Here is a 25,084-nt window from a genome sequence, read left to right as displayed (position 1 = left end):
ATTTATTTTTTTACGCGCAAGACCAACTACTTCCTCCTGCTTTTGAAACATACCTTGCACAATTTTGCTCAGTTGGATGTCTACAACAATAACCATTAGTTCTATGATCTGTGAGTCCTACTGCAGCCCAATTAAATCCTTTGGATGGATCTCCATGCATCCCAACTTCAAAGTGTGCAACTACATGATCATCATCTAACGGTAAATTATATTTAGTACTTAATGTTTGCATCAATTGTTTTCCTGCTGCATGTTGTTCTGCAGTATATGGGCTTCCTCCTGATTTCTTACAATTTCTAAAATCAATTCCTATAGATTTTGAATTTACACTTTTAAAATAACAACTAGGATTTGATGGATTGCATCCTGCATGAAATGCAGTTATGTGATCTGGAATTAAAGCAGTTAGTGTTCCATCACATCCAATATGATAATGTGAAGATACTCGTCTAGACTGACAAATTGAAAGTTCAGGTTTGCTTTGACATTCAGGCAAATAATCTAATTTTTGTGATCTTGCAGCCCAATCCCAAATTAGAGTTTTTAATGCATAACCTCCCCCATCATGAAATACTATATATCTTGTTTCTTTTCTAGCCTTTCCAAAACCCCACAACCCAATTTTTTGTTCTGTTGATAAACTTGCGAAGTGTTTTTTGAACTCACTATAAGAACTAAATTTGGGAAGTTCTGTTTTTGAATAATCCACCCCTCCAGTTCCTGGAGTTCCTTGACTAGGTGAAATACTTGCAGTTTGCGTTGATTTTGGAGTTACAACTGATTGACCTAAACTAAAATGCGCAAGAAGTAATTCTGCAAAACCAATTTCAGGAACTTTAGTGTGAGAAATATCTTGATCTTTTAACTTGAGTTTGTAAGTATACCAAGGTTTAAGTTTATTTTTATATGCTTCTTGATAATTTTGTGAATAAATTGTTTGTGTTAAATAATTGTCTGATGTTTCTCCTTTTAATGTATCTGCGCTACTATCATCTCCAGTTGTAAGTCCATTATGAAACTGAGATACAATTGTTTTATCAGAACTTATTGATTCGGTTACAAACTGAGCATAATTTAATTGATTACACCCACCATCAAATAATCCAACTAAATATAATGCTGCTTTTGTTGGTCCTGCTCCTGCGCTCGAACTTAAATCTATGTTTTGAATATTTTCAACAGCTCGTCTAACTCCTCCACCACATATTGCACTTCCATGACCAAGCACACTAACACTACTTATTGTTATTTTATCTGACGCAAGTACTTCATTTATTTTTTCAACGTGTGTTGTAACATCATATTCATCTTGTTTCCAATAAGGTTTGTTCATTTCTTGTTCATTTTTTGGATCATCCATTGGAGCTGCGATTATTACTGGTTGAATCTTGCCTGCATTAATCATAACTTCCGCAAGTAAATCAAATGCATGCGTACTATCTTCACCTAAATACAAATTTGCATTTGGTTTCTCAGAATTTCTCCATCCGTGAAGCATAATAATTAGAGGGAAGGATCCTCCACATAGTGTTTGTTTGGGTAACCACACCATGCCAAGTTCTCCTTGCCTTCCCTCTGGGTAATCTGGGTGAGCAGGATATTGTAAAAATAATTTTTTTGAACTTGCTTGTTGACAAGAACTAGGTGATGATTTAATTTGATCTTGCAATCCATATTTTGCTTTGATTGTAAAACCATCCACTTGATATTTGGGCTTTGTTCCATAGTATCTACTTACTGCATTATCAATTGCATATGCTATTTGTTGTGGTTGAACTTCGGAGGGTGCAAATCGTCCTAAATCAATAAATACGGCAACCTTTGATTCTGATCCGACAAGTTTTGATTTGTCGATTTGGTCGCCTGCAGAATTTGAATCAACGTCCCTCGCATAATCTAAAAATTTTAATGGATTATTCGCACCCAACTTAGCTGTTGCCACAGGAATTATTTGTGTGAATTCAACTTCACTTTCAGGAGTCATAAGTTCATTAATAATTAAACAAGCAAGTTTTCGATTAGAATCTATATCTTTTGATTCAGCAGAAATAAATATTTTAAGTGCTTTATCTACTTCCCCATCTCCTGGTCCTCCAATACCAATTTGTATTGATGGTTTTTGTTCGTTAATAGAATAACGCGCGTTTAAATCATCAGTTAATAATTTTATTATTTTATCAAAATAAGTGGTTACTTCTTGAGTTTTTTCTATATCTTCTTCAGTAATTAAAGTACTTGTTTTAATTTGTTCTTCTTGTGCTTCAGAATTAAGTTTAAATTCAGGCCCAAAATAATTTGACCAAGAACAATATTCTGATAAAACCTTCGAGGAATATTCACAATTAACAGTGCATTGTTCAGGAGGTAAGTCTTCATTTTGACAATTGCCTATTGCTTCTTTTGCAAGTTTATTATCTTTCATAGAGCAAAAAATACAACTCCAAATTTTTAATGGATCTAAATCTTTAAAGAAATAATCGCATTTTGTATATTTTGGAGTTCCAAATAAATCTTGTCCAGAAATCGCAGTTCTATACGCAAAATCAGTTTCATTCATTGTACAATCAAGTTGTGCTCGATCAGTGTTAGTTCCATCTGAACAAATATTTTGGGAAGTTGCACCACATTTTGTAATCATACTTTTTTGATATGTTTTTTGACAAGTATCTTCTTTTCCAAGATTTGTTTCAAGTTGTGCAAATGTTGCAAGCATTGCAGGATGAAATCCTTTTGTTGTTGCTGATTCAATTATTTCTTGTTTGAGTGTTTTCTTTGATCCAAATGCTTTTGCTTCTATTTTTTCTTTAAGAGTTGTATCGATTGTTTGTTCTGCATATAATCCTTTAGTGCAATCAATTGGCAGTCCATTCAAATCAACAAATGACATTCCAACCAAACTAGATTCTCCAATATCTTCTTCTGTTAATTCTACATGACTATAATCTGACTCAAGTTCGCCATTATCAGCATCTTCACTTGTGTGAGATACATAATCTTTAGGATCAAGATCTTCTAATTTTTTCCCCCCGTTTCCTTCTTTACCAGATTCTTCAGTGTCTCCCGTTGCCATTCCGGTAATTCCTCCAAAACTAGAAAAAGATGTGGAAATAGAATTCACAATTGAGGTTGTTAATGCACTTGTTGGAACAGTACCTGAACTTACAGAATTAGCGCCGCCCGTACTTGTTGCAACTGCTGATCCTCCACTATATTTTATTTTTTGTTGATTATATATTTTTTCAAGTTTTGCTGCATATTTTCCAGTAGTATCACCATTATATGTTTGCCCAAATGATGCGAAGTTTTTTGATTGTGCAGACTTTAGTAAAGTTCTATAATTTTCTACAAATTTAATAAATCCTTTAACTTGATTAAGTCCCGATGCTTGAAAGTCTTTAAACATTTCTTGAGGAGAAGAATAACCTGCAGTTTTATGATTAAACCCCATAATTTGTGGTGCACCCATACTAATTGACAAGTATGCTGCTTTTTCATTGATAGTTATTGCTTTTTCAAAACATTTGTATTCATTTTCTTGTCCCCCCTGACAACTAACTCCACCTATCATTCGCCCATTAATTGTACTAGTTCCCCAACTTCCTGCATCATCTCGTTTAACTTTTTTAAACTCAGGTCCTAAATGTCTTGAATTAAAAACATGTGGCTCCATTCGAATTACTATTCGACCATCACTTGAGAAAAACTTACCTCCTGCTTCAACTATGGTTAGTGCTTTAAAAAAAACAAACTCAACTCCTAATTTTTGGGCTTCTTGTGCTAGGAATTGATCTATTTCATTATCTGTTGCAATTTGTTGTGGGGCGCCAGGCAGAGTGGAAGGCATTTGAGAAGGATCAATTACTGCAGAAACTATTGCTTTTGCTTCAGGAACTTTTCCTAATTTTTTTAAAAGAATTGTTTTTTCATCACGCCATTCAGGAAATGTTGTGTTTGTGTTTGAACATAATTGTTGATGAAGATTTTGATTAGAATTATCACTTACAAATACTTTGTTTCCTGCTTTGTAAAAAATTGGTTCTTCAAAATTAAATAATGCATTTTTTAAATAATTCATAAGACTTCTGTCTTGAATAAATTTTCCTTTAAATTCTTGTATTTCTTCAAGTTCGTGTACGACGACTACTGAATCTCGAAAATACATTTGTACTTTGGCATCTTTATTTATTTCTTCAAAATGGGGTGCTTGAAATTTATGAAAGGTAAATCCTGGAGCAGTTTGCACAACTGACATTAATAGTCCTGCATCAAGTGCTGCATATTTTTTTTCAAAACTCATATCGGTTGCAACTGAATTTACGTATTGAAAAAGGGCGATAGTTACTACTCCTATTAGAAATACTTGGAAAATAAAGAAATACATTTCATGCATAATATTTCCTTTTTTATTAGTGTGAAATCTATAAATATTTCGATTACCCCTTTTTTTCAAATAAAGTCACCCAGAATTATCATAATATGTTATAGTATTTAAATATTTTATTATAAATAAAATAATTATTATAAGCGATAAAATATATTGTTAAAAATAAACATAAATAAATTAAATATAAATCAAAAATTAATTAATAAAAATAAATAATAATCTTAATTATTATTTGTTTATTACGTCATTACGAACTCCACCTGGTTCAGAATTAATTGTTGTGGTAGTAGAAGTAGTAACGGTTGTTTCTTTTGCGTCTTGCTCAGGGTTTGCAAGTTGATCAACAAGTTTATCACATTCGATATATCCTTTTGGTTTTGACATTGCTTTAAGTTTATCATTGGTCATTTCTTTTACAATTAAATAATATTCATTGCCTTTTGTAGAACCACCAGGTACAAAAGAACCTCTTTTAACTTTTTCAATAAACATTGCTTCTTGAACATTTTTATCAGTGCCCCCGCAATATTCACCATAAACTACTAAATCAGTTTTTTTATCAGGAGTTTGTCCAGGATAAAAATTGAAATAACTAATTGATGCGGATAATTTTAAACAAGTTCCTGAGTCACAATCATCTCCAGATATATCTCCAACTCCTCCATCACAAAGACAAAGACAAGCTTTACTCCCGCATTTTCCTAACGGTTTGTCATTATCATCTTCCGCAGCACCACAATACTCTTCAATCCCATTGAATAAGTCATCTTCAGTATTAGAAACTACTCCTTCTGAATTAAATCCCAATATTGCGAAATCTGCTTCAACATAATAATTCATAAACCCACACGAAGTATATTCATGACTGGGATTTGCCAAAGCTTCCATCGACCTATGAAATTTTTTAAGTGTTGCAGAACTTCCAGCATCAGCATCTTTAGTAAAAATTTTTAAAAGTCCAGTAAATAGTCCAATTGTTCCAACAATAATTAGCGCTGCAAGTATAAGACCAATTAATGGTTTTATTCCCATTTCAACTTGAGCTTTTTTAAGCTTTTTTCCAAAAATTGTTTTTTGCATTTTTTTGTTTTGTTTTAAGAAACAGATTTTTCATCAAAACTTAAATTAAATATGTATTAAAAAATAAACAATTAACTTTCATAATCAAAATTATCTCGTTCTGCATAATGATCTTTAAAACTACCCAAACATAAACTACCATATGAAAGTCCGTTTGATTTCAAACCATCATCTTTTTTTACTTGTTCATAATGTTTTTTATATGCTGCAGACGTTTTTATATAATCTGATGCAGATTCAATTTTACTACAATCAAGATTATAAGGTTCACTTTTGCTACCACCAACACCAAAAAAGCCTCCTTCCATAACAGTAAAAGTTTTATTTGATTTTGCACTTAATTTATCAGGTAAGCAACCAGGATAATTTAAGGTTTTTTGCGATCCAGAAGGACATATTGGAGGATCAAATAAACATGCGCAACGTTTTAATGTCATCGAATTAGCAATATTTCCTATTTCGCCTGCAACATTTCCAGTTTTATTTCCAATACTAAAATAAATTAATAATGCTAGCCCCATAAGAATTAATGCTGCTAATAACCCAAGTAACGCTCCAGACATTGCTTTTTTAGTTTTAATCATTTTTTTAGTTAACTCATAATTTTAAATAAATTTTCAATAATAAAAATATAATAATAAAATAATAATTAACTCATGCAACAATAAGTACTGCCACAATCCCATTCTCCTTTTCGAGCAACACCACCAGAACAATCAGAAGGATCATCAACACACTTATTTAATGTTCCAAGCATTTCGCATTTTTTTCCACTAGTAAATTCATCTGATTGTGTACCTACACCTTTATTGAAAAATTGAATTTTTCCTGTAAATACCATAACTAATACGACGAGAACAATTAGTACTATTACTGCGACAATTATCATATTTAGACTTAGTCCTTGAGCTTTTTTTGATTGCATTTTATCACCTAAATTTTAAATTAAAAATTAATTATTAAAAAATATGGCTCGGCTACCCGAACGAAACTTCAGGCGCACAACAAATACCATCATATTTTTTATCAGTATTGCCTGAATAATCATTACAAGGAGTTACTTTTTTAATTGTTCCAACAGGACAACTTGTTTGACTCGGACCTAAACATTGCGCGTTAGGAGCTGATGTTGAACATTTACCTAAATCAGATACTCCCCCTCGTCCTTTTTTTGCAATAAATAATACAATAACTACAAAAACTAACGCTAAAACGAGTGCAATTACTAATGCTATTGACATATTTGCTTTTTTTCGTGTAATCAAATAATCACCTTAATCATAATAAAATTTTAAAAATAAAATTATTCCATTGCAATGCAACAAACTTGTTTTGTTTTACCTTCTTCAACGTTTTGACAATTAGTTGAACTCAAGGATTTGGATTCAGTGTCTAAACATGATTCAATTGGAGACTTATCATTATAGTCTCTACAAATTCCACCTTTAGAACTACAATCTGCAAGTCCTTTGTTAAACGAACCAAATTTTCCTGTAATTGCAAGTATTATGATTACAAGAACGATAAGTCCAAGAACTGCCACAATTATTAAGTTAAGACTCAATCCTTGAGCTTTTTTTGAAGAAGAAAAAAAAGATTTCATTTTAAACTCAAACAATCATGCAACAAACTTGTCCTTCGTCATCTCCTGTACACGGATCTGATGTTGGTTTTGCATATTTTCCAAAATCTTCTCTACAAATATCTTCTGAATCAACACACTGTCCTTTACACTCATCAACTGAGTCTGCAGTAGATCCCATTCGTCCAATAAATATTACTGCAAGAATTACTAATACTAGTAAAGCTAAGGCCGCAACAACAATTACAGTCATAGAAAGTCCTTGTCCTCTTTTTTTATTTAATATATCCATCAACTCACCTCATTTACTCATTTTTTATTTTAAATATGATATTAATATATGGTAATAATTATAAATTGTTTTTATTTAAAGGTTTCGTATGTTTTAATGATTTTTTTTATTGAAATTACTTAAACATTATCAAATCTAAAATTACGGACGTTTCATAGAAGAACATCCTTCATTATCACCAATTCCTCTTTTAGTTTTAGTAGCACTATTTTGCAACATAACAGTACAAAAATCACCACAACCTGCGCCAACACAATCATCTACTGCTAAAACTTCTTTTCTTGATTTCCCAAACGATTGCACAAAATATGCTTTTGTATACATATCTAATTTTTTAGCATATTCATTCAACTGAGCAAATTCATAAGTTGTTTTTTTGTCTAATTCTTCGAGTCTTTCAATCTCAAGTTTTAATGTTTTAATTTTTCTTCCATACGCACTTCGGGTGGAACAATAAATATCAGTTAATGCTTGAGTATATGCTACATAATTTAAATCTGTTTCTTCAACATATTTGATATATCCTTTTTCCCAACAAGCGGCAAATTCATCAAAATATTCAGGCCCTATTTCTAATTCTGAATCATATTCTCGCTGGCAAGTCTCTGAATTAGAATTAACTATTGCATTTCTAAAGTCAAATAAATCCCAATTAGAATATGCACAAGGTTTATTTTTAAAAAAACCATCAAGGTCTGCTGATGCAGCAGAGCTTCCTTTCATCACAAATGAAAAAACAAATAATAGCGCCATAGCTCCTGCTACTAAAAATCCGAATAACATAAGTAACTGAGACATTGCTTTTTTATTTATCATTTTAAAAATTTCATAACTAAATATTTAGGTAAAAAAATAAACAATCCCATGCCAATTCCAACTAATGTATCATCAGTTAAATCTTTACCTTTAGAGCCATTAGTAATAATTATTCCTGCAGCAATTACAATAACGAGTAACGTTGCAAGTATTATTAATAACAGAGTAATATTAAAATCTCCTTTTTTATTTAATCTTTTTAGTAAATTCATATAAATCACCTTTATAAATATTAATTAAATGTTAATTGTGTGAATTAAAAATAAAATATTATTTAAAACAATTTAAAGTTTTTGATGTATTCAATTAAATTAGTTAAATTTTCCTGAACTTTTTCCTTCTAATGAATTGCACTTAAATTTCGCAATATCTTGTGCATTCCATTCAGTAATTATTAATCGTGCGTCCCAATCAGCACCTGATGTTAACGTATTCCCATCAACTGCCGAAGCTCCAGCAGCACCACCTGACACTACAATAGCTGCAGTTGCAAGACTACCTGCTTTTGTTAATACCAGGGCAACTAATGGTGCAGCAGATCCCCCTGTTGCTACAATCACTACTCCCACCACAATTATGGCTGCCATCGCAATTCCTGCACCCCATAAAGCTCCTTTTAATTTTGACCAATAACTTTCTTTAAAATAAGTAAATAATACTGCATATGTTTTACTCGTGTCTAAAAAGGTATTATCTGGTTGACCCGTATTATCAACAACACCTGTATTAGTTTGATGTCCTCCAGAAACATATTCTGCATAGGTGTAACGTCGATCTCTTATTTTTACAGGAATTTTTTTTGTTTGTAAAAACTTATCAAATCTTTCTAATTGCAAATCTTTTTTTTGAAATGATATTACTGAACAAACAACACAAAATTTATCATCCGTTGCACTAAATAATTGTAATTTACCTTCACCAAAATTATTCCAACAATAAAATATTTCGTTTGCAAATTCTTTTTTGAGTTGGGCTTCTTTTGATCCTTTAAGCGTTAAATATTTTGTAGGACAATCAATTTCATTTCCTGGTTGATCATCAAGATCTAAACTAATCATTCGAGCATGTGATTGAACACTGGATTTACATCGGGTATTATATTGTATATCTTCAGATCCCCCTTTAACTAAAAAAATTATTCCAAGAAGCAATAATAATCCCATAATCGCAATTACGAGTGATTTAAGAAGTTTTAAACTAATTTGAGCTTTTTTAAATTTAACTTGTCCAAATTGTTTTCTCTTTTTTTTAACCATATTTAAATAAAAAAATGAAATTAAACAAAAATAAAAAAAATTAATAATCAAAATAAAATTTAATTAATTTAATAATTTTGTACAAAAATCTTTTTTGATTGGCTCTTGAGGTGTTCCAAAATTAAACTCCTCAGCTATTTGGCGTTCAGGAACCAAAAATATTTGTTGTTGAATTTGTGTATCTCCTTGAAAATATGCAGTCCCCCCCGCACCTAATGCTGCAGCAGCAGCTAAAAAAAGTATTCCTGTTGATATAAGCACTGCACCTACCGCGGCAGTAACTACTGCAGTCACAACTTTTTCCCAAAATCCTGCTTCATATTTTTCTGTTCTCCAAACTACTACATAATCGTTATCAAGACTTAATTGAAATTTAGGATCAGATTCTGTTGTTTTAATTTGAGCTAATTGTTCTGCATTAACACTATTCCCTCCTAAAAATTCAGCAACCGTTTTTTTATATGCCGGCAATTTCCGTTTAGCCATGTGATATTGAAAACCTTTTAATTCATAATTTTCTTTTTTTGCTTGCTTCAAAAAACTATCTGTATAAACAATCTTTGAACAAACTAAACAAAATGTATCATCAACAGTCCAACTATCTTTAAATGGATCGAGTTTTCCTTTTCCCACTTTATTCCAACAATTAGCCATTTCTAAAGCAACCATATCTTTTACTAATTTATCACTTATTCGCCCACTTCTCATTACATGTTTTTTATCTACATAAAATTCTTTTTTTTCACATTCAATATTATTGACTAAATCTACAAAACCATATGAGCCTTGTTTTAGTTTAGATAATTGTGTTGCACTAACAATTGAAAGTCTGCAAGTTTCATCTTTGTTCATGCTTTTTGATCCACTATAGATTTTGTATGCCATCCCAATAAGCATTAACCCTCCAAGTAAACAAATAAGTATTACTGCAAGTACTGAAAATCCTTGTGCTTTTTTATTTCGTATAACTAAACAAGGCCTATTACAAAATTTTATTCGCGAATTTCTTTTTTTCATGCTTATTTTCACAACAGTTAATCAAACTTAAGATCCAAGTACTCCTTTAATTATTTTCATAATAATCATTACAATTACAATTATTGCAATTAGGGTTATTGCAAGTATGATTCCGATTTTAACTATCGGGCTTGTGTCACTTTGTGCTTTTTTATGTCGTAACACATTAGCACTAAATATAATATTTTTTATTAATTCAAACATTTAATTCTCACCTACATATGAATACTTTAAATGATAATAATCCTCGATCAGTTGGAAGGAAAAACTGTTCTGATTCTCCTGGGACTTTATCATGGCATAAAGGGCTACTTTGAAAAATAAATATTTGTTCTTGATCAAGTTTACTTGTTCCTGCCTTTATGTAATAGGGCATTTTCCATACTGCAAGAGTCTCATTGATTACTGTTTCAAAAACATCTTTAACATACTCGCAACTTTTTTCTCCATTTTCACAAACAATACTTCCAGAGGATTCTTTCCAATTGGCACAATCAATCATAAGTTCTGACATATCAGTTCCTCTACAATCTTGTGTTGTGGAGTGCATTATTGCAACTGCAAAGTTTGATACCATCTGAGTTGTCATATAATTTTTCTTGGTTTCTGCTTGTGGTTTTAATAAAACGAATTTTATGGCAAATAACATTCCAACAATTACTAATATAATTATTACCATTAGGCCCATTATTTCCATTTGGGCTTTTTTATTTTTCGCAGTTCCTATTTTTTTGATTTTAAACATTTTTATTTAACGATTTTTTTTTTAATTTGATAATAAATATAATTCAGTTAATAATCAACTTCAATATCATCTAAATGATCTTACTTCTAAAACTCCAAATGTGGAAGCATCTTGTGATGCATCAAATATTGATATTGGTATTTGAAATACTGATGAATCTGAAAATTTTTCAGGAGTGTTGTTAAATACAATCCATTGCGCTGAAAATGGATATATTTGTTTGATAAGTATTAATGATGTTCCGAGTTGTCGTGAATAAAATGCACTATTTTTTGGATCTTTAGACACATTTTCTAAAGCAATTATTTTGAAGAGATCAAAACATCCTGGTTCAACAACATTTTTTTCAGTGCATTGTATTTCGGGTAAAAATGATATTGTTTGCGCAAGTTCTACTGCTTGTAATTCAAATCGTTCTGCCATTTCTCGTTGAAATGTTGTTCTTTGCATATTCATGTAAATCATCGCACCAACAGCTAACAAAATAAAAAATATGAACAATATGGCCATAGTTTCGCCCATTTGTACTTGTGCTTTGTTATTTTTCATTTTTTAGTGAGGTATTGATTTTTTCAATAAATTAATGGACATGAATTATATTCTAATTTTTGATTTGTTTGGGAAAGTGTTGCAACTTGTGTTAATATACTTGCATATTCGCTTTCTATATCTTCATAGTTTGTTTTATTGGTTGATGTGACTATTGATTTTAAATTAGCATTTTCTTTGTAGAATTTTTCACAAGTGCTACCAGGATAAAATTCGGAAAGTGAATTAAATTTTTCATAATAAATTTGTGCAACAATATTATAGTTCAAAAATGCGCGTTCGGTAATGCATTTGAAACTACTTGAATCATCAGTAAATACTGCGCCGTATAATATTGGATAATTAATATATTTTAATTGAATTATTTCAACAAAAGAACTTCCAGATGATTCTAAAAAAACCATATTTTTTTCAATAGGATTTGGCGAGACCCATAGTGCAGAAACTGAACTACCAATAAACGATGGCGGAACTGGTCCTGGAGAAAGTTCTGTTACGTATATGAATCTGGTGTGATCATCTTGTTCGTTTATTAAATTAGGATCCGAATCAGTTTCATAAAAATCTAAGTTTATAGTATCCGGAAGTGTTTTATTAAGTTCTTTTACTATATCATTATTAGAATTACCTATTACTACAAAACGAGTATAAGGACTAGATAAATATAATATGGTATTAATTTTAAAAGGAAGATTCCAATCTAGTGTCCAAGTAATTAGCTTTCTTCCAGTTATGAACCTGGGCGCGTAAACAACTCGATTCCCCAACCGTTGTGAGGCTTGACCTATATAGTAATCATTACAAGAAAATCGTATTTCAACATCGGGCATAGGTATTATTTCTGTAGCGCCACTACTAACTTTTGCACCTGTAAGAATAGTATTTAATTGTTGTGCAATTTTACCTGATAATTTTATTTCTGAATTTGCTTTTTGTTTTATTACAACATAGGTAAAAAATGCAAGGATTACTCCTCCCGCTACTAAAATAAATATCCAATTAAATTGGGTTTCGACTTGTGCTTTTTTGTTAAGCTTTTTTCCTATTTTGTATTTTTTGATTTTTGCCATATTTTTATTCAAACTCAGTAATATAATGTTAAACAAAAATTAAATAAAAAATTTAAAAAAATAAAAACAAATTAAAACAAATTAAAACAAAAAAAAATAAATTAATATTTGGTTATTTTAACTCGATCTCCTTTTCCTTCTATTTGCAAGTTTATTTTATTCGCAACTGTTTCAAAACAAATGTAGGGTTCACCATTATTTACTATCTCAATTTCTTCTACATTAAATGATTCTGAACAATCAGGACATAAAAACACATTGTTTCTTCCAATTTCCCAGCCACTACAAACTAAAGGTTCATATTCGGAATTTCCCGGTTGACAAATGGGTGCAGTTCCAGAGTGTTTTCCTGGTTCAACAAAACATATTTTTTTAAATTTTCCTGGAATTTGTATTACAGGTCGTTTTATTGAGCCATAATCTGTTTTAATTCCTTTAAACGCATTTTCTAAATCTGATTTTAACGAGATATATTCAACTTGTTCTCCTCTTTCTCCAAAGCTTTTAATTGCTTTATATCCATACACGAGTATCATAGAAACTATGATTATTGCTAGTATGTAAACAAATATTTGTCCTGCGACTTGTGCTTTTTTGTTAATCTTAAATCACCTCAAAACATTATTTTGACATCATAATTTTTATTTATAATTAAATAATAATCAATAGTTATTCTTTGTTTATAATAATTATTATTTAATCATAACTCTTAATTAATGTTTGCCTAATTATTTCGAAGTCCTAAGTTAAAAAATACATCTGCTATATCTTTTGAATCAAAGACTTTTTGTTTTTCTAAGTCAAATAATAATTCTGCAACTTCTTTTTTATTTATTTTTCCACTTTTCATTAAATAATTTAATAAAACTTGAAATACATTTTTATCAACATGAGCCTCTTTACTCATCTTTTTGACTGTTTCAAATAATTCTTGTTTTGACTCATCTCCTCTGAGTTCGGAGAGTTTATCCATTGCAGTTTTTTTAGATGCGTGTTGCCCTGAGAGTTTAGACAATGAATCAAATGCGTCTTCCTCGGCTTTTTCTTCTACTTTTTTCTTTGTTTGATCTTCTTTGAAATCTCTCATGAATGTTTTTAGTTGTTGTTTTGTATTCAAAAAATTGTCTAACTTATCAAAATCTGCAGATTTAACTGCCTTTTCTACTTCTTTTTTCTTAAGTTTATGTTCTTCGAGTTTTTGAGTAATTTTTGCTAGTTTGTGAACTTGATCATCAGATAACTTTTTCTTTTGTTCTGCTCTTTGTGCAACAATCCCTGCAAGTTTTCCAAATTCATCTACTTGTTTTTTTGTAAGATCAGTTAATTTATCAAACGCGCCACCATCAATTACTTTATTTAATTGTTTTATGTGCTCAGGCTCTATTTTCTTTTCTTCAAGCTTTTCAACAACTTGGGGTTTTGGAGAATCATTTTTTCTTAATGGTTTGAGATGAACTTTTTCTTCTTTTTTACGTGCAAGTTTTTCCATAATTTTGCTGTGTTCGACTTTTTTTCGGTCTCCAAACACATCTAGCATTTTTTTTCTTTCTTCTAATTTAGATTTTACTGAATCAGCATATTTATCATGAGATAATCTCGGGCCTGAAGGTTTATGTGGTCTTCGTAAAGGAAATTTGCCTGCGCCTGGATGATTCATAGGATGTTTTATTGCAGTTCTTCTAAAGAGTGGTTTTGCAACTTGTTGATTTTGAACTGGTGCAGGAGGAGGAGCAATTAAAATTAAATAATATTTTTTGTATACTATAAAACAAGTGCTAACAATAATTAAAAGTAAACCTAATAGTATTAGCCAAAGTCCCATTCCTGAACTTGGTTTGTCAGTTGGATCACACGGATCAGTTAATGCATCAATTTCTTTTTTATCATTGGCACCATCCCCATCAGTGTCTGCTTTGGCAGGATTTGTTCCATAACTACAAAGTCCTTGAATGTATGCGCATTCTTCTTTGTTTGTTAATCCATCTGCATCAGGATCTTTATCTGCATCATAAAGATCTTTGTTTGATAATACACTAGGATTTCGACTTTCACATTCATCCAGTATTCCATCTCCATCTTCGTCGGGATTAAATTTTGTTTCTGATTCTTGTGAAACTTGTTTTTCGTCTTTTTTTGTAGGATCTGAATTTTGTCTATATTCGTCAAGATTTATTATTTCATCAGAATCTGGATCTTCCATTTCGTTAATTAGTGTTTCATTAAGAGAGTATTTTTGTTCCCAATTATCAGGTAGCCTATCACAATCTAAATCAAAACTACAATTAACAACGCATTGAGTATTATCTACTGACGTATCTAAGTCATTACAATCAGGTCCTGCCTCGCAACCAAGCCCCATTCCATCACCGTCTAGATCAACTACGCAGTTTGTTGTATCAACACAGTCCATGTTTAATGAATAATCAGTATCATCACAATCCGGGCTACATTCTCCCCAACCATATCCGTCACCATCATTATCTACTAAACAACCATCAGGACACTCAGTGGTATAAAGTTGATTTACATTATCACAATCAGACCCAAGAGTGCACCCAAATCCATAACCATCTCCGTCTTCATCATTAATGCATAAATTTTCACAACCTGCATTGGTTGTTTGATCTGCGCCATTACAATCAGGCCCTGTCTCGCATCCAATTCCATATCCATCTCCATCAAGATCAGAGATGCAACCATTAGTGCATTGTGTTAAAAAGTTTGGATCTTCACCATTACAATCAAGTCCCGCAGGACAACCAAATCCATAATTATCCCCATCATTATCAGATATACATCCATTAGGACAATAATTAGTTTTAGGGAATGCTATTCCTCGACAATCATGTCCTTTACTACAACCAAGACCGTATTCATCTCCATCATTATCAGAAACGCACCCATTAGGACAAATTGTTGTTAAATTTTCATCTCGATCATGACAATCATTGCCAATAGTGCATCCTCGACCGTATTTATCACCATCAGTGTCTTGTACACAACCAGATAAGCAACCAATGTAAAAATTTGAATCAGTATCATCACAATCAGGCCCTGCAGGACATAATTCTCCTCGTCCATCACCATCATTATCAGTTCCACCAATACATTCCATTAATGAACTATCAAGTCCAGTTCCATTAACTACTATTTTTTTTACTCCTTTGTTCACATTTCCTTTTATATCAGATACATCCCAACAAACAATAATTGTGCTAGTTAGAGGAATTGTAACTGGTGCAAAATTTACTTTGGATACATTACAAGGTTCTTGTAGCGCGACACCATAATTCATAATTCCGCAACCGGATTGATTATCATAACAATTTATGATTACTGATTCTCCAAGAGGACTTTTATCAACAGTTATTGTAGGGGGAGTTGTGTCACATTTAATTCCAGTATCATCATAGCTTATTGGTAAAGAATCAGCGGTTTGTCCAGAATTTCCTGCTGCATCGATTGCATATACTTTGAAAAAATATTGTTTTTCTTTGTCAAGTACAAAATTGGATCCGTTGTTTGTTTTTGAAACAGTGACGGTGTCAGAACTTGTTCCATTTGCTAAAACAAGACCGCTAGTAAATATTTGCCAAACATATTCATCTATGCTCGTATGAGTATCGTTTGCTAGAAATGATCCGCTAAGTTCGTGTTTACAAACAAAGTCAGTTGTATTAATTATTGGTTTACTAGGGGGAGTTGTATCAATTATGAAAGTATATGATTTTTCTTTACTTTGTTGTTCTACTTCTCCTGCAGGAGGAACAATACACCTAAATTTGTATGAATAAGTTCCAGAGGATAATGTTCCTAAGTTTTTTGTGTGCGTATTTGCAAGATTTACTGAGGAACTACTCATCTGTCCTGAATCATAAGTATTATTTCCTGTTTTGTATAAACAGTATGCTCTTTTGTTTGTTGTTATGTTTAAAAAAACTGCAGGGTTGTTTGTTGCACTTGGAGGAGTTTCAATTTTTATTGAAAGTGCTGAAGTTAAATCTACTTTTAGAGTGAATTCTTTTTTTGTTGATTTCCAGCCTGCACGATCTTCACAAATAATATAATATTTGAAATCTTGTTTGGTAATGTTTGAAGGGTATTCTAAAGTTACTTTATTTTCTGTAGTGAAACTATTAAACAAATCATCAGAATATTCAATCAAATCATATATCTGAGTCCAATTATCAAACTCACCACTCATATCAGAATATGTTTCATTTGAATCTAAAGAGTATTTACAAATTGCAGGTTCATTTGTAATTGCAGTTATTGTCGAACGTAATTTTCCTTCAACAGGATATTCTAAAACAGGATTTGGACTTGCAGTTTTTGCTACAATATTTGGAGGAGTTAAATCAGTATATAATGTAAATGACTTAAAATTTTCTCGACCCAAATTATCTTTACAATAAACATAAAATGGTTGTGATGGTGCGGGAGTTATTGTATAATTTAAAAATTTATGAGTGGACTCATAAGTATCTGGATTTAATAAACTAATTCCAGTTAAATCAAATTTTTTTAAAAGTATTGATTCGAATGATTGTGGTACTTGACTTGATGATTTACAATAAGAAGTTTCTCCTGTTGATAATAATACTTCAAAATAAGTTGTATTTGATACTCCGAGTCTAGGTTTTAAAAGTTCCACACTATTTGGTTTTTTATAGATTTCAAATGGCCAGGAATAAGTTCCAATATTTCCCACTTGATCTTTTGCTTGTAATGTTATTTGATATACTCCATTTTGTAATGCGATAATTGGAAAAAAAACATATTGTTTCTTAGGCATATCCAATAAAGAATTATTACTTAAAGAGTATGATTGTCCTGCATCTATATTAATTAATGATGAATTTATGATAGTTACATTTTCTTGAAAATCTGCAGTTATGTGAGGTACGACATCATCATATGTGTCTATTGCTATTGAAATGGGTAGAATGAGTGTAAATACAATTACTAGGAGTATTAGTACCTCTTTTTTCATCTTTATTCTCCTTTGAAAAAATTATAAAATAATAAATAATAATTGAAAATTTTTAAATTATTGTTGAATATAAAATTCTGGATCATCAGGTTGTTTTAAATCTTGAATTATGTTTATGTTTTTCATATGAATATTTCCTGCTTCATCAGCAACAAGTATTGTAAAAATATTTGTAACCTCTTGTCCAATTTGTCCTGATAAAATTATTGAAATTGTAAATGCATATGGAGTTCCATTTTTCTTAATAAGAGTTCCATCTTTTTTATCATCAAATGTTTCTGTAGTTTCGTTATAGTCTCCAGGTGCAACCCACACAAATGCAGTGTCAGAATCAACAGTTCCATTCAAAGTTAAATTTCCATTTGATGTGTACCAAACTCCATTTATTTCAAATAAATTTGTGATATTAACTACATTTACAGTAAAATTTGGTTTTATATTATCTAACAAGAAACTTCCGTGCCAATCATTTGAATTTCCTGCAAAATCAGATAATATTAAGTCATAAGAATGATTTCCATTTTCACTTACATTAACATTCCAGTCATAATCAAAAAGTTTTGTTGTCCCATTCTGTTTATACGCTACTGCTTCTCCTTCTTGTGGTCCTGCAACAAAGCTAGCATTTAATGGATGATATTCATTATTTACTTCTAAAATAATAGTATATGTTTCGCCAGTTCTAATTCTTGTTTTAAATGTGTCAACAGTGAAATTTGGTGCTTGTTGATCTATTGTAAATTCAAAAGGACCAAATAATCCATCGTCAGAATCTGTTCCATCATCAAGTGTTTTAAATGCAGTAATATTAAATGAATAATCTTGATAAATTTGATTTTCATCATCAATTGGAAAATTAAATGAACATAAAAATTCATTAAAACTTCCATTAATTGCAGAACACGTCGCATCATCAGTTGAATCAGGGAATTTTGAAAATAAATTTACTGACGTTACAGTTACAGGGTCATTATTTTCTGAAAAATCTAACTTAAACATTGGATTTGGTTTATTCACATACCACCTAGGATTTGAATCAGGTAAACTTAATTCTACTGGTTCAGAAAATCCACCAACTAAACTAAATTCAGGACTTATTGGTGCTTGTTGATCTACAATAAATTCCCATGATGCGTCTTCTAATTCTTCACTTAATGAGTTTCCTGCTAAGTCAGTTGCAGTTATTGAAACATCATATGTGCCATCATCTAAATCGGAAACTTCGTAAAATATTTCATAAACTTTTTTACCATAAAATAATGTGCTCTCAGTATTATTTTCAAGTTCAGTCAACCTAGTAATATTTGCAGGAACGATTTCATCTAAGTGCGGGCCCCCATTTATTACAAATTCTACTGAATCATAATTAAGTCCTGATTCATCTCCATCTTCAGTTACAATTAAACTAATTCTAAATGTGTTTTCAGATGTGGTTCCATCATTTGGATAGTGTTGATGAACTTGAGGTTTATCAGGATCAAAAAATATTTTAAATACTTGCGGATCATCATAAATTGTTGGTAGCCTCACTAAATTGCCTGACTTATCATATGATTTTATGTAAAATAATGTTTCTCTATATGGTGTTAATTGTAATTCAACATTAAACCAGTACAAAGGATATTCTTTTGAGTAAAAATGTATTTTACTGTTTTGATTATATGATTCTTCTAGTTTTGGAAATACCATAATTTGTGTATATTGATTATCTCCAGGAACATAATCTACTGAAACTATATCATAAAATTTTCCATAATCTCCATACGCGCGCCTAGGTCCTATTTCTTCTTGTTGTTGCATAAAACCTAAGAAATCATCTGATGTTACTAAATTGGTTATGTCTCCATTTACTCGTATATCATGAGTGTCTGAAAATGCTAAAATTATGTTATCATCATGTACTTGTTCTGTTGGATTTGCATACTGAGTAAATGTATAATTTTTATGAACAAATTCTGAATCGGATACTGTAATTATATCAAGTAATTCATCGGTGTATCCAGTTACTGCAAGAACTGGCATGTTAGTATAGTAAGTATTGTTAAATTTATATAATGAATAATTTAATTCATCATTGGAATAATCATCAAAATGAGGGGATAATACTGGTTGTGTTGGCGGTTTTGTATCAATTGGAAATTCAAATGTATCGGTTGTGTAAACATTATGATTATCATGTCCTTCTACTGAAAAAAATCCTGATCCTTCAAAACCTAAATTATCATTAATGAATGGTATGTTAAAAAATCCTTGATAAACTTTTGAATCATTTGTTGGAAATAATAATATTTCTCCAGTAAATAATGATGGTGCTGACGTGTATGTTATTTTTGGTATGTCAACTCCTGGACTAATAAAATCTTTTGATGCGGTAACTATAACATGATAGGGTATTCCTGCGCGGATTATATCTTCTTCTTCATTTCCTTCAAAAAATTGTAAAGTTAAATTTGCAGGAGTTTTATCTAGATTAAATAATTTATTTTCAACAACAGGTTCAACGTTTCCTCCTTTGTCAATTGAATAAAAGGAGATATAGTTTTCGCCTTCTTCTGAAAATTTTATTGGATTATCATATAAGAAATAATTTTCGTATTCATCGCAATCGCGTCCTATGCAATAATAAGTATCTTCTTTAGATTTACACCCAAATTCCCAAGAGTATCCCAGTCCATAAATTGGATAATCTTCACATTTAAGTTCTACATTAACATCAGCATTATACCATCCTTGATAGTTATCTTGATCTGGAAGTGTTATTGTTGTTGGATGTTTAAGATCTACTGCAAATCGAATTTCATCGCCTTTGTTTCCTCGAGCTTTTTCTTCCATCATGCATTTAACATAGTATCTGTAAAATCCAGTTGTTAGTCCCTCTTCAAGTTCTCTATGAAGCGTGCTTGGTTCATCACCTAATGTGTCTTCTGCGAATTGTTGCATGCCTGCAAGATTAAATAAACTTAACATGTGTGATTCTTTTGCAACTTGAGTCATGTTCATTGTTGCATTCCATTCAAAGCCGGAATACTCAACATCAGAACTATGTAGCATATGTTTACAAACTGCAGATTTTCCAGTATTTACTCGAAGGTATAACTCAGATACATTCCAAGTTCCTTTTGGTCTAGGATTAGTAATTGATTTATCTCCATCAATTATTATTGTTATATTTTCTTCTTTAACATTTCCAACTTCATCTTCACACCGATACCAAAGTCGATATTCTGAATCTATCATATGATCATATACTTTTTCCCAACTTTGATCTGCTTCTTTAAATTCGTGATATATTTTTTGTATTGGATAAATTGATACGTTATCATTGATGAACATATCTGTGTCACAAGTTGCATTTTCATCAGTAGTCATTTTCATGGAAAGGTTTGTTCTCCATTCATCATCAAATATTTCAAAACTTTTATTTGAAAATTCAAAAGTTATATTTGGCGCATCTGCATCAATAAATACTGAAAAGTTTTTTACAACTTCTAAATTGTGTGATATGTCTTCTGAGAAATAATAGAATCTGTGCCATCCTGTTTCAAATCCTTTTATTGAAAAATTATACTCGACATCATAACCTACATTTTCAAAACTTACTTTGTTTTTTGATCCATATATTTTTGTTGAAGTTCCATTAGGATAACAATAATCATATGAGCCATCAGTTAACAAATTATTTGATGAAACAACACAAACATAAGTTTTAGGATAATGTATTGGAATTGAATAATTAAGGGAATCATCAAATATTGATGCGTCTAAACTAAATTCTCCTTTTATTTTTGGAGCGTGAGTGATGGTGGTTGTTGGATTTGTAAAATCTTTTCTACAAGAAAGATCATCTAGTATGTTAATATTTGTTTGCCAAGTTGGATCATAACCACAATCAGGAACGAAATAATTCCATTGTTCTTGAGTAAAATTAGAAAAGTCTTCTTCAGAAATATTAATACCCATAGCTTCAAGTGTTTTTTTATGATCTTCTAATGACTCTGATTGATATTCAACTAAATTTGGATCATTATCTGAATTTTTTCCACAGTATTGATGAATTTCAACTACAGAACCATTATCAACATAAATGTTTTTTCCTTTTCCATCCCATTGACATTTCCCAAATCCAAAATAGTCATCACTTTTGGTTAAAACTTTATTAGTCCCATTTAATTTTAAAAAAGTATTAGTTCCTATTGAAGGATTAGAATTAACTTTATATCCTAACACATCAGAAATGAAACCATGATTAACATTTTGAATAGGTTTTTTATCATAATTATTACGAACATATTGAGTTACATTAAAATCAAATGAATTATTTAATAATTGATTTTTCCCATCTAAAGAGTATATTCCCTCACTGTTTATACAATCCTCACGAAAATCATAACTTAAACAAGTTGTTTCTCTTTCAGGAATACATTGGTAAAGATCATATTTTGTTTGTAATGCATCTGCTTTTCCAACGTCATAATTATCAGTATACTGACCAGGATAATCTTCATGATTATAATAACACCTACCATATAATTGGCAAATATCTTTTTCACATTTACCATATATTTTATTGGGGTGTTGATGGCAACGATCACATTCTTGTTCTTCAACAATATTTGATTTACAAACACCAATTCCAATTTCACCATATTTTTCAGAATAATTCCACCCGCAATTTCCAACACCTTTCGCATCTTCAAAGCAAGCGCGTTCTGAATGATAATCATAACAACTAAAATCATATTGTATTTGCCTAAAATAATCAACATTAGTATTTGAGCTATCTAAAAAACAAGAACTTATTAAATTACAACTTCGTTTCATGTGTCCGCCTTCTAATGCTTCACCATAAATAGCGTCAGGAAAAAAAGAAAATAAACCAAATGGATCTCCACAACCACTACAAAAAGATTCAGGAACACACCTAGTTTTTCCTTCAAGATCTGAATTAGTCCCATAATATCCAACACAAACAAAATTAGTTACAATCTCTGCAACTGTCTGTGGTTCATTACAATTATGTTGATATTCATCAGTAACATTAATTATATAATTTTCAATATCGCAAGTTGAACGAACATTATTATTTAATTGTCCACAAAATTCTGTTGCAAGTGCGCCATGATTATTTTTTAGGTCATAACATTCAGAATTTCCCGAACGTTTACACATAATGTTTAAAGGTTTTAACGGTTTAATACTATTTCCCGATTCTAAAGTGTCATAAATTCCTTCAATATAATAACAATAATTTTTATCAGGTTCAATCGTAGTATCTTCATATTCTCGTTTATTAGGCAATAAGGTATCAATAATTGCCCACTCAGGATCCCATTCAGTACAATTGTCTCCATTTGAGAGATCACATCGATAAACATTATATTTGATACTAGAATTCATTTCAAATCCACATTCATCATCCCAAGTTAAATCAAATTTTTTGATAAACGTTTCAGTTGTAATATTAGTAATATTTGGTCCAGGAGGATCTAATTTACAAACAGATGGACACCCACATTGGTGTGGAAAAAATTCTCCCTCATCTGCTCCAGGAATTTGTTCACTATTTATTGCAATTCCTGGCCACCCACAATATTCTCGCTCACAACCAAATTTTCTTGTTTTAAAATTTGACCAAACATTTGTTTCATCATCCCACATACCATCACAGTCTTCTCCAGGTTCAAGCAAATTATTGCCACATTCAAATGGTGCTTGAGGACATAAACAATTAGGAGTACAACCCTCATCACCTTCAGCTCCAGGACAAAAATTAGTTTCATCACTTCCAGGATCGCATTGCTCAGGCGCTTCAACAATTCCATTCCCACAAAGTTGAGGAGGGGGACATTGACATGCATAAGCAGATCCAGGTAAACCACATTCAAGTTCACCACAACCATTAGGCGCACCTAAAGAAACATAGGTTCCTGGATTCCAAAATAAGGATACTGCATTATATTCTCCATCGCATTGTTCTTGTGGTTCATCAATTATTGCATTCCCACAAACTGGTTCGTATTTACAAGTACATTGATTTGCAGTTCCAGGAGCGTAACATTGTCCTGGACAAACTTCATCAGTTCCAGAGATTAGTTGCCCATTTAAATCATAAACTGCATCGCATTGTTCAAATAAATTATTTGAATTTGGAAATTGAGTTACGTTATCTCCACAAAATGTTGGTTTACATGCGGAATTAGAATTACAATCAGAATCTTCACAATCAACTTTTCCATCACAATCATTATCAACTTGATCTTCACAACTTTCTTCTTTTTGTGATTCATAATATTGATAAAAAACAGTTTTGTTTACTGTCCCACAATCAGAATCGCAAATATCTGCATAATTGCCATGCCCAGTTGCAGTCGAGTTCCAATTAAATTGGTCTTTATCATCATCATAATTATTTTCACAACTAATTAACGCTTCACCCTCGCCAACTAATTGTGCTTGTATTGTTAAATTAAAATTAATTATTGCATCTTGAGAATTAATAGTAAAATTTTTTGATTGAATCGCTCCACCTTTTGCAGCAATTACTGTTCCAACAAGACCATTGTCAAGTTCTGAAATTATATATGAACCATCTTCAAGAGAAACTGTCATTTTTTGTCCAGTTGTAATTGTCGCTCCAGCAACTTTTGCTCCGTCTTGATTTGTAACAGTACCAGTTAATGCATAAGATTGAGTTGATTGACAACTTGGACTTTGCAAACATTGTGCTTTATTTGAAAAAACAGAATTATCTCCTGCACAACACCAAGAGTTTCCAGCAGATGTAGCTTCGGTTCCACATGAACAATCATAAGTACTTGCTTGACCACATGAAGTGTATTGGCAAGAAGGAAGTTCTCCTGATGAACATTGAGAAGTTGCTTCAGATTCATAAATTGAATAATCAGTTTTGTATTTTGAAACAAAAAAAGATTGAACATTCCCTATTTGTTGAGAGTATGCATCACAAGTTCCTCTGTATAATGCATTTTGTAATTCTGGTTGGCCATGACAACATGCAACTACATCACAAAAATCTACTTGATCACAAGGTTTATTTTCAAAGCCACCACTACACGCAGATTCGTCAACAAATCCACATCCAGCAATTGTATAACAACAACCAAGTTCAGCTATTGCTTGCGAACTTAAAGCCAAAACTAATACTACTAGAATTAATGCTAATACTACCCTCTTTTTTTTCATCCAAACACCGATGTTAACGCGTTAATTTATAAGTAAAAGTATATTATTATTTAAAAAACTTTTGTATTTTTATAATAATAAATAAAATATTAATATA

General features: G+C 31.1%; 18 protein-coding genes. All 18 read right to left on the bottom strand.

What is annotated here, in order from left to right; genetic code table 11:
- Nucleotides 1–10: 10 nt before the first annotated feature.
- Nucleotides 11–4,390, bottom strand: a complete 4,380-nt coding sequence (locus HN587_06555; GenBank protein MBT7903496.1) for a DUF3380 domain-containing protein — start codon at nucleotides 4,388–4,390, stop codon at nucleotides 11–13.
- 222 nt (nucleotides 4,391–4,612) lie between these two features.
- Nucleotides 4,613–5,464, bottom strand: coding sequence for a hypothetical protein (locus HN587_06550; GenBank protein MBT7903495.1), 852 nt, complete (start codon nucleotides 5,462–5,464; stop codon nucleotides 4,613–4,615).
- Between the two features lie 71 nt (nucleotides 5,465–5,535).
- On the bottom strand, nucleotides 5,536–6,048 hold the full coding sequence (locus HN587_06545; protein ID MBT7903494.1) for a hypothetical protein: 513 nt from the start codon (nucleotides 6,046–6,048) through the stop codon (nucleotides 5,536–5,538).
- Between the two features lie 65 nt (nucleotides 6,049–6,113).
- Nucleotides 6,114–6,389, bottom strand: a complete 276-nt coding sequence (locus HN587_06540; protein ID MBT7903493.1) for a hypothetical protein — start codon at nucleotides 6,387–6,389, stop codon at nucleotides 6,114–6,116.
- A 52-nt stretch (nucleotides 6,390–6,441) separates the two neighbouring features.
- The gene (locus HN587_06535) at nucleotides 6,442–6,729 is read right to left on the bottom strand and encodes a hypothetical protein (GenBank protein ID MBT7903492.1); all 288 of its coding nucleotides are present in this window, start codon (nucleotides 6,727–6,729) and stop codon (nucleotides 6,442–6,444) included.
- 38 nt (nucleotides 6,730–6,767) lie between these two features.
- Nucleotides 6,768–7,067, bottom strand: a complete 300-nt coding sequence (locus HN587_06530; GenBank protein MBT7903491.1) for a hypothetical protein — start codon at nucleotides 7,065–7,067, stop codon at nucleotides 6,768–6,770.
- Nucleotides 7,068–7,074: 7 nt separating this feature from the next.
- The gene (locus HN587_06525; protein ID MBT7903490.1) at nucleotides 7,075–7,338 is read right to left on the bottom strand and encodes a hypothetical protein; all 264 of its coding nucleotides are present in this window, start codon (nucleotides 7,336–7,338) and stop codon (nucleotides 7,075–7,077) included.
- A 141-nt stretch (nucleotides 7,339–7,479) separates the two neighbouring features.
- Nucleotides 7,480–8,154, bottom strand: coding sequence for a hypothetical protein (locus HN587_06520; GenBank protein ID MBT7903489.1), 675 nt, complete (start codon nucleotides 8,152–8,154; stop codon nucleotides 7,480–7,482).
- Nucleotides 8,151–8,366 carry a hypothetical protein gene (locus tag HN587_06515; GenBank protein ID MBT7903488.1) on the bottom strand — a complete coding sequence of 72 codons (216 nt, stop codon included), beginning with the start codon at nucleotides 8,364–8,366 and terminating at the stop codon, nucleotides 8,151–8,153. Before HN587_06515 ends, HN587_06520 begins: the two co-directional genes overlap by 4 nt.
- 99 nt (nucleotides 8,367–8,465) lie before the next feature.
- A complete protein-coding gene (locus HN587_06510; protein MBT7903487.1) occupies nucleotides 8,466–9,410 on the bottom strand; it encodes a hypothetical protein in 945 nt (314 codons plus the stop codon).
- A gap of 63 nt (nucleotides 9,411–9,473) precedes the next feature.
- Nucleotides 9,474–10,427, bottom strand: a complete 954-nt coding sequence (locus HN587_06505) for a hypothetical protein (protein MBT7903486.1) — start codon at nucleotides 10,425–10,427, stop codon at nucleotides 9,474–9,476.
- 27 nt (nucleotides 10,428–10,454) lie between these two features.
- Nucleotides 10,455–10,631 carry a hypothetical protein gene (locus HN587_06500; protein MBT7903485.1) on the bottom strand — a complete coding sequence of 59 codons (177 nt, stop codon included), beginning with the start codon at nucleotides 10,629–10,631 and terminating at the stop codon, nucleotides 10,455–10,457.
- A 7-nt stretch (nucleotides 10,632–10,638) separates the two neighbouring features.
- On the bottom strand, nucleotides 10,639–11,106 hold the full coding sequence (locus HN587_06495; protein ID MBT7903484.1) for a hypothetical protein: 468 nt from the start codon (nucleotides 11,104–11,106) through the stop codon (nucleotides 10,639–10,641).
- A 132-nt stretch (nucleotides 11,107–11,238) separates the two neighbouring features.
- Entirely contained in the window at nucleotides 11,239–11,721 is a 483-nt protein-coding gene (locus HN587_06490) for a hypothetical protein (protein ID MBT7903483.1), read from the bottom strand.
- Nucleotides 11,722–11,744: 23 nt separating this feature from the next.
- Complete coding sequence (locus tag HN587_06485) at nucleotides 11,745–12,791, bottom strand: hypothetical protein (GenBank protein MBT7903482.1); 1,047 nt, start codon at nucleotides 12,789–12,791, stop codon at nucleotides 11,745–11,747.
- A 101-nt stretch (nucleotides 12,792–12,892) separates the two neighbouring features.
- A complete protein-coding gene (locus tag HN587_06480) occupies nucleotides 12,893–13,327 on the bottom strand; it encodes a hypothetical protein (GenBank protein ID MBT7903481.1) in 435 nt (144 codons plus the stop codon).
- A gap of 188 nt (nucleotides 13,328–13,515) precedes the next feature.
- On the bottom strand, nucleotides 13,516–17,784 hold the full coding sequence (locus HN587_06475) for a hypothetical protein (protein MBT7903480.1): 4,269 nt from the start codon (nucleotides 17,782–17,784) through the stop codon (nucleotides 13,516–13,518).
- 57 nt (nucleotides 17,785–17,841) lie between these two features.
- Nucleotides 17,842–24,987 carry a hypothetical protein gene (locus tag HN587_06470; GenBank protein MBT7903479.1) on the bottom strand — a complete coding sequence of 2,382 codons (7,146 nt, stop codon included), beginning with the start codon at nucleotides 24,985–24,987 and terminating at the stop codon, nucleotides 17,842–17,844.
- Nucleotides 24,988–25,084: the final 97 nt, after the last annotated feature.

This window comes from Candidatus Woesearchaeota archaeon (assembly GCA_018675335.1).
GTDB lineage: Archaea > Nanobdellota > Nanobdellia > Woesearchaeales > UBA11576 > JABJCP01.
This window is presented reverse-complemented; position numbering and strand designations above follow the sequence as displayed.